Source organism: Pelagicoccus enzymogenes, from assembly GCF_014803405.1.
GTDB lineage: Bacteria > Verrucomicrobiota > Verrucomicrobiia > Opitutales > Opitutaceae > Pelagicoccus > Pelagicoccus enzymogenes.
Genome location: NZ_JACYFG010000019.1, coordinates 1 through 9,820, shown reverse-complemented (window position 1 = coordinate 9,820; position 9,820 = coordinate 1). Strand labels below are relative to the sequence as shown.

At 54.6% G+C, this 9,820-nt stretch carries 14 protein-coding genes; 13 read left to right on the top strand and 1 reads right to left on the bottom strand.

Going from position 1 to position 9,820, the window contains the following annotated elements:
* Positions 1–351: IS66 family insertion sequence element accessory protein TnpB (tnpB, locus tag IEN85_RS10205; RefSeq protein ID WP_191616993.1), on the top strand; the 351-nt coding region annotated here is incomplete at its 5' end.
* A gap of 45 nt (positions 352–396) precedes the next feature.
* Entirely contained in the window at positions 397–1,866 is a 1,470-nt protein-coding gene (gene tnpC / locus IEN85_RS10200; protein WP_191616992.1) for an IS66 family transposase, read from the top strand.
* Here tnpC and IEN85_RS10195 read toward each other — a convergent pair.
* Positions 1,852–2,760: an IS110 family RNA-guided transposase gene (locus tag IEN85_RS10195; protein ID WP_191616991.1), complete on the bottom strand. Its 909-nt coding sequence runs from the start codon at positions 2,758–2,760 to the stop codon at positions 1,852–1,854. The two genes, tnpC and IEN85_RS10195, sit on opposite strands and share 15 nt — an antisense overlap.
* Positions 2,761–2,898: 138 nt before the next feature.
* On the opposite strand from IEN85_RS10195, the gene IEN85_RS10190 reads away from it, so the two are divergent.
* The 11 genes from IEN85_RS10190 to IEN85_RS10145 all read left to right on the top strand — a co-directional run.
* The gene (locus tag IEN85_RS10190; RefSeq protein WP_191616990.1) at positions 2,899–3,432 is read left to right on the top strand and encodes a hypothetical protein; all 534 of its coding nucleotides are present in this window, start codon (positions 2,899–2,901) and stop codon (positions 3,430–3,432) included.
* A 75-nt stretch (positions 3,433–3,507) separates the two neighbouring features.
* On the top strand, positions 3,508–3,885 hold the full coding sequence (locus IEN85_RS10185) for a hypothetical protein (protein ID WP_191616989.1): 378 nt from the start codon (positions 3,508–3,510) through the stop codon (positions 3,883–3,885).
* A gap of 24 nt (positions 3,886–3,909) precedes the next feature.
* Entirely contained in the window at positions 3,910–4,392 is a 483-nt protein-coding gene (locus tag IEN85_RS10180; RefSeq protein WP_191616988.1) for a hypothetical protein, read from the top strand.
* 79 nt (positions 4,393–4,471) lie between these two features.
* Entirely contained in the window at positions 4,472–4,798 is a 327-nt protein-coding gene (locus IEN85_RS10175) for a hypothetical protein (RefSeq protein ID WP_191616987.1), read from the top strand.
* Between the two features lie 138 nt (positions 4,799–4,936).
* Positions 4,937–5,146 carry a hypothetical protein gene (locus IEN85_RS10170; RefSeq protein ID WP_191616986.1) on the top strand — a complete coding sequence of 70 codons (210 nt, stop codon included), beginning with the start codon at positions 4,937–4,939 and terminating at the stop codon, positions 5,144–5,146.
* Between the two features lie 200 nt (positions 5,147–5,346).
* Positions 5,347–5,604 (top strand): hypothetical protein, encoded by a 258-nt coding sequence (locus IEN85_RS10165; protein ID WP_191616985.1) that lies wholly within the window; start codon positions 5,347–5,349, stop codon positions 5,602–5,604.
* Between the two features lie 731 nt (positions 5,605–6,335).
* On the top strand, positions 6,336–7,643 hold the full coding sequence (gene ltrA / locus IEN85_RS10160; protein WP_191616984.1) for a group II intron reverse transcriptase/maturase: 1,308 nt from the start codon (positions 6,336–6,338) through the stop codon (positions 7,641–7,643).
* Between the two features lie 559 nt (positions 7,644–8,202).
* On the top strand, positions 8,203–8,733 hold the full coding sequence (locus tag IEN85_RS10155) for a hypothetical protein (RefSeq protein ID WP_191616983.1): 531 nt from the start codon (positions 8,203–8,205) through the stop codon (positions 8,731–8,733).
* A gap of 63 nt (positions 8,734–8,796) precedes the next feature.
* On the top strand, positions 8,797–9,189 hold the full coding sequence (locus IEN85_RS10150; RefSeq protein WP_191616982.1) for a hypothetical protein: 393 nt from the start codon (positions 8,797–8,799) through the stop codon (positions 9,187–9,189).
* A complete protein-coding gene (locus IEN85_RS24660; protein ID WP_263597529.1) occupies positions 9,186–9,314 on the top strand; it encodes a hypothetical protein in 129 nt (42 codons plus the stop codon). The genes IEN85_RS10150 and IEN85_RS24660 overlap by 4 nt, the downstream gene beginning before the upstream one ends.
* A gap of 102 nt (positions 9,315–9,416) precedes the next feature.
* On the top strand, positions 9,417–9,820 hold a 404-nt coding region (locus IEN85_RS10145), incomplete at its 3' end, for an IS91 family transposase (protein ID WP_191616167.1).

Below are 9,820 nucleotides of genomic sequence, written 5' to 3'. Positions count from 1 at the left end.
ATGCTGAGCTTTTCCTCCGCGGTTCGCATCTTCCTGGCGGTCGAGCCGGTGGACATGCGAAAGAGCTTCGACGGGCTCTACGCCGTCGCCGCCAACCAGCTCAAGGAAAACCCGCTGCAGGGCGGGATGTTCGTCTTCTCCAACAGGAGGCGCAACCGCCTGAAGATACTCTTCTTCGACGGCACCGGGCTTTGGGTGCTGGCCAAGCGTCTGGAGAAGGGCGGCTTCACCTGGCCCAGGCCCAGCGACGCCGCCAGCGGAAAGCTGCGGCTCAAGAGCGAGGCCTTGTCGATGCTGCTCGGCGGCATAGACCTCAAGGACGGGATGGCCAAGGCCTGGTACGAACGCTGAAGAAAATCGTTGATCCGGACCGCGTATCCTCTATCCAGATACGCGATGCCGCCGATAGAGGAAGTCCTAGCCGAGAACGCGACGCTTAAAGGCCGCGTAGCCGAGCTGGAGGCCCAGATCGCGTGGTTCCGCCGCCAGGTCTTCGCCGGAGGCAAGTCCGAGAAGGTCGACCTCAACCAACTCGACCTCCTGCTGGGCAAGCTCGAGGAAGCCAAGGCGGCCGAGCCGCCGCAGAAGGTGTCCTACGAGCGCAAGGCAAAGCCCTCGCGCAAGACTCGCGACGAGCTCTACGGCCACCTTCCGGTCCTCGAGGAGACGGTAGTCGAGCCCGATGAGGTGAAGGCGGAGCCTTCCAGCTACGAACGCATCGGCGAGGAGGAGACCTACGAGGTGAAGGTCGATCCGCCGAAGTTCTACCGCCGCCGCATCGTCCGCCCCAAGTATCGGAAAGTTGGAGACAAGTCCAAGGCGCCAGTCGTGGCCCCGGCCCCGCTTCGCGTTGTGGAAGGCCTGGCCTCGGCGGAGCTGCTCGCCTACGTCGTCGTCTCGAAGTTCCTCGACCACTTGCCGCTGTTCCGCCAATGCTCCATCTACAAGCGCCACGGCTTCGCCGTCAGCCGCCAGAACCTGGTCCGCTGGGTCGAGAAGGTCGCCGAATGGCTCAAGCCGATCTACAACCATATGCGCCTCGACCTTCTCGAGGGCGGATACGTCCAGGTGGACGAGACGCCGATAAAGTATCAGGATCCCGACTACGGGGAGAAGAGCACGAAAACCGGCTACCTTTGCGGCATGACCCGGCCGCTTGGCGACGTTTGGTACAAGTGGAGCGGCGGGCGCTGCCACGCCTCGGTCACCTCGCACCTGGAAGGCTTCGAGGGCGTGGTCCAGGCCGACATGTACGAGGCGTACCCGAAGCTGCAGAAGTCCAGCGAGGCGATCGAGCTGGCCGCTTGCTGGGCGCACGCCCGGCGCAAGTTCTTCGATGCCAAGGAGAGCTTCCCGCGCGAGTGCGGCGTCTACCTCAAGCTCGTCGCCAAGCTCTACGAGGTCGAAAGCGAGATCCGCGAGAACGGCCTCGACGCGGAAGCAGCCTTGGCCCTTCGCCTCAAGAGGTCCGCCAACGCTCACGCCCGCATCCGCCGCGTATTGGGAATCCTCAGACGTGGAGGCCTTCCGTCAAGCGGCTTGTCCAAGGCCTGCGACTACTCGCTCTCGCACTGGGGCTACCTCTCGACCTACCTGCGTCACGGCCACGTCGCGATCGACAACAACTGGATGGAGAACGCCATCCGGCCGACCGCGGTCGGCAAGAAGAACTGGCTCTTCGTAGGTCATCCCCAAGCCGGCGATCGCGCGGCGATCCTTTACTCGATCCTGATCTCCTGCCAACGCCTGGACATCCAGCCGCTTGAATATCTGCAAGACGTCCTGAGCCGGAACACCGGCATCATGCAGGAGCAAGAGCTCAGGGCTCTGACCCCGGCAAACTGGAAGAAGTCAAGACCAGCCTAAGGGGCAGATTTTGTACCGCTTACCGATGAAGAAGCGAGCGTGCGAGTTGCCCGACTTGGTGATCGAACCCTTCCTCACGCTCTCCCCGGTGGTATGCTCGCTGGTGGTCAGCCCGAGGTAGGACATCAGCCTTCGGGGGCTGTCGTACCCGCGAAGGTCCCCCAGCTCGCTGGCGATCACCGCGGCGGTGAGCCACGCGAAGCCCTTGAGCGCCATCAACGCCTGGACCAGCGGATACATCCTCCAGTCCACGAGCAGCAGCTGGAGCTGCAGCTCGATGCGCGAGATCCGCTCGCCGCACTGGTCGATCGAGGTGACGTACTCCTCCAAGGTCGTCCTCTGGGCCGGATGCTGCAGCCCGAGCTCGCGAATCCAGCGCCGGTGGCGCTGGTTCCAGCTGGTCTTGCCGGAGTAGGAGTATCCGTTTCGAAGAAGGAACGACTTCAGCCGCTGCCGGTTGCGACGCTGGTCCTGCTTGGCGTCGTACCTGGACCGGCAGAGGTCGCGGATCGCCTCGTCGGCGGCGTCGGGGATCCGGATGGGGTCCAGCTCTCCGCTGCGATGCATCCTCGCGAGCTGCTCGGCGTCGCGGCGGTCGGTCTTCACCTTCTCGCCCGCCTTCTTGGGCACGTGCACTGGCGATACCACGATGCAGTCCTCGTTCCACGCCTGCAGCCGGCGCTGCAGGGCGAAGCCCGTCGGCCCCGCCTCGTAGACGAAATGCAGCTTCACGCCCGGCTTGCGGTTGCGCTCGAGGAACTTCCTCATCGAGTGCAGGCTGCTCGAAAGCGTTCCGTAGTGCTCAACCTTGCCGTTGCGCCCCGCGTGGGCGAGGGAAATGACCGTGGTTTCCTTGTGGACATCCATGCCTACGTAGATATGCTTCTTTCTCATGCGCTTGTCTCTCCTGTATTGGTTATTGAATACATGCGGCTCTGCGCCGCCTCACGGCAACGTAACCCGCGAGCAAAGGGAGGCAAGCGCCCCCACTTTTTTTACCTGGGAACGCGACCATTAAGATTCGCTAAAAAAATGATGATACGAATCATAACGCTCTTCCTGATTTGCATACCAGCCTGTGCCTTCGCCGACGAATGGGTTCCGGTAATCTCGGAGCACAACGGTTACACGATAGTAAACCTTTTGGGACGTGACGAACCTGTCGTCTTAGAAAATGGTATCGTCGTAAGGCAAATCTGCAGATCAAAGAAAGGGAACGATTTTATCCTAGAACTAGTAGAAAGAAAATCACTCGGAGATTATGAATACGGGGCGTTGGTCTGCGAATGGGACGAATCAGAGATTGATTGGAAAGTCTACTATAGAGTAATGAAACCTGACATGATTCTGAAGTTCGGTGCTCGGGCAGGACTAAGCTACGTTTACAACGGATTCGAATCACTCGAGGAGGTTATGATTATCCTTGGACACGAAGAGCACAGAGAACTGCCTGCAGGATACATTCGAACTTGGAAAATCTGGGACTTCGTAGAAGACGAAGAAGTACGGACCTTGAGCGACGACGAAGTACCTGGAGGTTGGCCGAAACTTATAGAAAACAAATGAGCGAACAAGTCAGCTCATACAACTCCGGCCATCGCTCCGCGATAGCCTACGCGTATGGCTTCAGCGTTAAGTAGAATGAAAATATTTCGAGTAGCATTCGGATTCATTGTCGCCACATTCATTTACGGCTGTTCAACCATAAGCGAAGAAGAATTCGCTACATTCACAGGCATCACCGTATTGGATAGTGAATCACACAATCCAGTGACCGCTTTTTTTGGTTCTGAACCAATAAGTGGACAGCCGGATCGGTATTACCCAGGAATTGGAGTTACAGAAAACGGCCACACCTTCATTCGATGGACTGAGCCATTCGTATTGAGTATTTGTGCAATCGACTACGAGTGCACCACCCTAAACATGGGAGAATCCACAGAAGATGAGGTCACCATTTACCTGAAGAAAAAACTTAACCAGTCAGTAGATACAACTGCGGTCAGTGCTCCGCACTGATCCTCGTCGTATCACTTTCGCGTTGTGCAAAGAAAGAAATCAATGGGAACGACATTCGTCAGCATAGATAGCGAGAACGGTTTCTGGATGAAAGATGGTATCCTCGAACTCTGGCTTCGTTTCCTGTCCCTCCATCTTGAAGATCCATCGAACGAAGAAGAGGAAAGAATCATCAATCCTATTCGTAATCAGTGGCTCCTAGCCTCCAGAGGATATTTCTCCGGCTGCGTTCCCCTCTCGCTAAAAGAAGATGTATCCACTGAAGAAGGGAGAAGACTTGTGCTTGAGGCGATTCACTCTGCACTGGACGCACTCAAGAAAGCACCGAAAGAACTTAACAAGGATGTACTGAACTTACTCGGGATAAGTGGCGAGTTTGTCAGAGATTTCGAAACCTCAAGACTTATCGAAGTTGGAGATTCGTTCATTGCTTTGATTGAGGGAAGAATTAAAACGAAAGTGAACGATACGTCGTTTATGCCAGGCTGTAAGAATGAAAGAAAATAAGCACCAGGCAGCCCATACAACTCCAGCCAGCGCTCCGCGCTGACTTCCGCGTATGGCTTTCACGTTGGCTAGAAATCGTATGAAACGAAAACTCCTCTCAACTAGTAGGCTCCAAGCTACGGATCTGTTGCGATCCAGCCTAAGCCAGTTGCCAAGCGATGCATTGAAGCTAGACGATCAGCTTTCGGCATACGGAGAGGTTACGATCAAAGATGAAGAAACGACGTTCGACATTGGCATGGGGCCTTCGAGTAGAGTGGGAGCAAAAGGAAAGATAAGAGAAATAGAGCCAAACAAGTCAGAGCTGACCTATCAGTTCTATGGACCATTTTGGGCGTTCCTAGATCGTTACCCTTTAAGCCTACACCTCAAGGCGACTTTCTCAAAAATCAAAACTATCAAATAGAGCCAACCAGACGCCGCAGACAACGTCGGCAAACGCTCGCCTCTTTCACTACGAACGCATGAATATCCACCACCCCAGAAACTTTACCGATAGCTTTGGCCGCCGCGTCTGAGCTAGTCGTTCGACGAAGAAAAATAAATGAAGAACGACTTTCCAGTAGAGCATGTCGCCAAAGGGATGCCAGTAACAATGGAAGCATTCATTGCGCTACTAGTTTTTGCCCTTCCGATAGCGTTTCTAGGATTTGGAATCTACTGGTTGATGGGAAGGAAGAAACGAAGAGAAGAAAGAGAATTCGAGGAGTACATGAAGGAAAGAAATGAGACTCCTGCTTTGAGAGAGAATTGATCCTCGAAGCATTCAAAAAAAAAAAGAAAAACAACTACCGAACGAATCCAACCGGTGAATACAAAAACAGATAGGTCGAACCAGACGCTCCAGGCAACTGCGGCAAACGCCCGCCTCTATCATTACGACCTCATGAAAATCAACCACCCCAGAAATTTAAACGATAGTTTAGGCCTTGTCGCCTGAGCTCGACGAGAATAATGAGAACTGATTACGAGTTACCCAAACCGTGGATACAGAGAATCGCAAAGATGGTCGAATTCGCAATGGGCGGTACTCAGGTGACGGTCAGGCTCAAAAACGGAACAGAGATAAGAAAAGTTACGATCTCGAATTGTAAGTGGATCATTGAGGCACAAGGCTACGATTCTTGGCCTTTCAAGATGGAAGAAATCGAAGAAATCTATCAGACCGACGAAGACAAAAAGGATCGATCAAGAGAGAGGAAATACTTCTGAAAAAAAGATGAAAATATGGTCGAACCAGGCAGTCGATACAACTCGGGCCAAACGCCCCGAGTTGTGGACGCAGCAAGGGCGTATCCACACAACAACTTTCACAACGGGCCTCTAGGCCCTCGCGTATCACTTTGACGTTGTGCGCCAAGTGTAAGCTTCGCGTTTCTTGCCGGGTGCAAGTCCCGGCCATTAAAAGTTAGAACCAAACATGATGTATCGAGTGTTGCGAGAATGTTAGCTGAGTCACTGAATCAGGTTGATCGCCTTATAACGATTGTATCCGGAAGTCTGCTACAAGCGAACGGACGGGTGGCGGAACAGCATTCTCGAAGCGTACAGAGAGAAGCAGCGCGAGCCGCAAGGAGCCTCGCAAGCTCCCCAGAGCAATATGAGCCCCGTAAGAAGGAAGCAGATGTGGAAGGCGAGCGTGTAACGTGTCGTGAAGCCAGCATCGGCGAGATCGCTACAGGTGAGATCGCGTCGGTTCCACCGGGGTCTGTAGCTGTGGCGCGCCTGCACAGAAACGCGCGAGAACTTGGGAGGCCTCTCGGCTTCCCTTCCAGGGGGCGGGCCTTCAACCAAAAGAAGGGGTTCGCTTGAATCGAGAGGAGTCAGATTCGTTCGTAGTACTCGGAGACGGTAGGGCCGTTCGCGTGGGGAAGGGACGGACTGTCGGGTCAAGTGAGCAAAGCACTCACGCTCGAACGGGAAAGCTAGTCCCGACCGAAAGCGTGTCCCGCACCCTGCTCGAACTGACCGCCAAGGCGAAGCGGGATTCCGGATACAGGTTCCGCTCGTTGTATCGAGAGATAGACCTGCGCATGCTCTACGACAGCTTTCGCCTCCTGAGGCGGCAGGCTGCGACGGGAGTGGACGGGGTGAGCTACGCCGAGTACGAAAAGGACTTGGACGCGAACCTGCGCGGTCTGCTGGAGCGGCTGGCGAACCATCGCTACCGCGCCCGGCTGGTCCGAAGGAAGCATATAGCCAAGGGGAGCGGGAAGACCCGCCCTCTGGGGATCCCTGCTCTGGAGGACAAGATCGTCCAGATGTCCGCCCGCCGGTTGCTCGATGCGATCTTCGAAGCGGACTTCTCGGACAATAGCATGGGGTACCGCGCCGGACGAGGGGCCCGCGACGCCAGCCAGAGGCTGGCCAGCGAGCTCTTCCGCGGCCGATGCCACTGGGTAGTGGAAGCCGACATAAAAGGCTTCTTCGACAACATGGACCACGACTGGCTGATCCGCATGTTGGAGCAACGCGTTGCCGACCGACACTACATACGCCTGATCCGCAAATGGCTCAAGGCGGGGATAATGGAGGAGGACGGCGTTGTCAGGAATCCGACTACGGGGACGCCTCAGGGAGGAATCATATCGCCGATACTGGCGAACATATACCTCCACTACGCGCTGGACTTGTGGGTCGAGCGCGTAGTCGCGAAAGGATGCCGAGGGCAGGTCGCGTATCAAAGATACGCGGACGACTTCGTCCTTGGCTTCGAGTACGGTCACGAAGCGGAGGTCTTCTTCGTCAACCTCTCCAGCCGCCTTGCCAAGTTCGGCTTGAGCCTGGCGATGGGGAAGAGCGGAGTGATCCGCTTCAGCCGCCTGGATCCGAAGCGCAGCCGCAAGTTCACGTACCTCGGGTTCGACTTTTATTGGGCCCGGGCGCGGAGCGGCAAGCGGACTGTCAAGCGTCGGACCAGCAAGAAGAAGTTCCAAGGCGCCCTGAAGGCTCTGAAGGACTGGATAAGGCAGGAGAGGAGCACGCCGCTTAAGCGGCTCGCCCGGACCTTGCGGGCCAAGTTCCGAGGCCACTTCAACTACTACGGAGTGATCGGAAACTCGCCCATGCTCAGCCAGTTCTTCAACGCCGCGCGTTGGATCGTCTATCGGGCGCTGAACGACCGCAGCCAGAAGAAGAGCTACGATTGGGGAGGTTTCAAGCAGATGTGGAAAACCCTAGACATCCCCAATCCCAAGATCATAGAAAGGTACCCGTTACCCAGCCGATGCCAACTGCAACCCTCACGATAAACGACGCTTCGCCGAAGCGACTGCGCGGCCCGACAGAGGAGCCCTGTGCGGGAAAACCGCACGCAGGGATCTGCGAGGGGGCTAGCCGGAAACGGCTAGCTCTACCTTAATCTGTAGAAAAAATGAATACAATAGCTAGACTCATAAAAGATCACGACCTGCAATACGCATGTTCGATGCTCCTTGTGTTTCCTAGCATCCTCTGGACCCTAGGCGCTTTTCTTCTGGTTTTCACATATGGACTCGTAGCCTTGTTCTTTCTTCCCGGAGTCCTCCTCCACTACGGCTGGTTTAAAGGTACCAAAAGGAATAAAAGTAGAGATAATCGATGGATCTACTTTTGGACCGTATCGATTCTCACATACCTATCTTACGCCCTCTTCTTCGCATATTCCTTAGGACCAGGAGCTAGACCGCACTTTCAACCAGTACCCCATATCTGGTGCGGATACGTGATACTAATCTCCACGGTCGCACTAATAAAAAGCATACAGAACCAGTCAGTGCTCACAACTTCGGAGGCTGCGCCTCCTACGTCGTGAGACTTCGGCGTTATGTGATGAAAGAGGAACACTCACAGTACAAAACATGCAAGGCTTGTGGGCATACCGACGAGAGAGCTATTTCTGAACTGGATGCAGCGTTTGAAGAAAGAAGGATTTGGTCCGACCCATGCAGCAAGTGTGGATCTAAGGACATCTCATCCTCTGGATCTTCAATGCCGTCAGTGAATAGAGCGGTGCTCGAAGAATGGAGCAGAAACGATGAGTTAATGATCCTTTCGCAAGATGAAGACCTAATCCTCGGAGAAGGTGAGAATCTTCCCCTCCTCGAAGAATTCCTAAGAAAAGAAACGACTCTACCTTCGAAGAAGGTTACTTTACTTTCCGCAATCTGCGTCGTGGTTTACGATAACACACCCGATGAAGATGATGATAAAGAGATCAACGATGAATTCGCTAGAAACGCAATTGATGTCTTGGTTCGCAATGAGTCTATTTTTGCCGAACTCGATGACACATACATCTGCGACTACATAAAGGACGTCGTTTATCCCAAAATCGGAAAGAGTAAAAAAACAAATACATAACCAATCGGCTCACACAACGAGCGCAAGCGCTCGCCGTGTGGCCTCGACGTTGGGCAAAATAGAATGACCAAAATCACAGCAACGCTTTCGCTACTGATACTTTCCGGGTGTGCGCACGTGATCGAGAGAGTGAACATTCCATTCGAAGCTTCTTCACTCGACTGTGAGCAAATCGATGTCACTGAGCTAAAGAGATACGAAAGAAAAAGAAAATGGAAAGATTTTGTAGAGGAAGCCAAAAGACTGCTTCCAATCGGATCTACGGAAGAGGAAATTGTCTGTTTCTGTGAAGCCCTTGAATGGAGCTATGTATATTCCGGCCCCCACAACATCTATGCATCTTGGAAAGATCTAAAATTCACATTTCCAGATTCGAGGGTAGGTTTCGAGTATGAGCTCGATGAAGATAGAAAGCTCAAAGAGCTTACGTTTGATTACCAACTAGCGTTCTTATGAAAACTGGGCCCAACAAAGCGGTCGATACAACGGCGGCAATCGCTCGCCTCTTTCATATCGAAAGCTCGAAACCAACGAACCCAGACATGGTGGCAATGACTGAAGCCGCCGTCGTATCACCTTAGCGTTCGAGTAATAATAAAATGGATACGATAAAACGTAGTTACAAAACAGCTACATTGCAAGCGTATCCTAAAAATGGAGGCGCTCGCTGACGCGAACGGGCGATGGGCAAGCTGGCGGACATCATCACCCGCTTCGAACCCCCTCTCAAAAGGAAACGGGCGCTCAGCGCCCAGCAGTGCAAGGTCTTCGGCAGCGTCAAGGCCTGCCGCACAAGCCGCCTGGGAGCCAGCGTCCAGACGGTCTGCGCATGCGGCAACGAGATCGTCGCCTACAACAGCTGCCGGGACAGGCACTGCCCCCAATGCCAAGGCAGGGCCACCCGCAAGTGGGTCGCCGCCCAGAGCGAACGCTTGCTCCCCACCAGGTACCACCACTGCGTATTCACGTTGCCCGACACGCTCGACGAGCTGGTCCGCTACAACGAAGCCGCCATATACGACCTTCTCTTCGCGGCGAGCTCGGGCACGCTCAAAAGCTTCTTCGCCTCCGACCGCCGCTTCGGCGG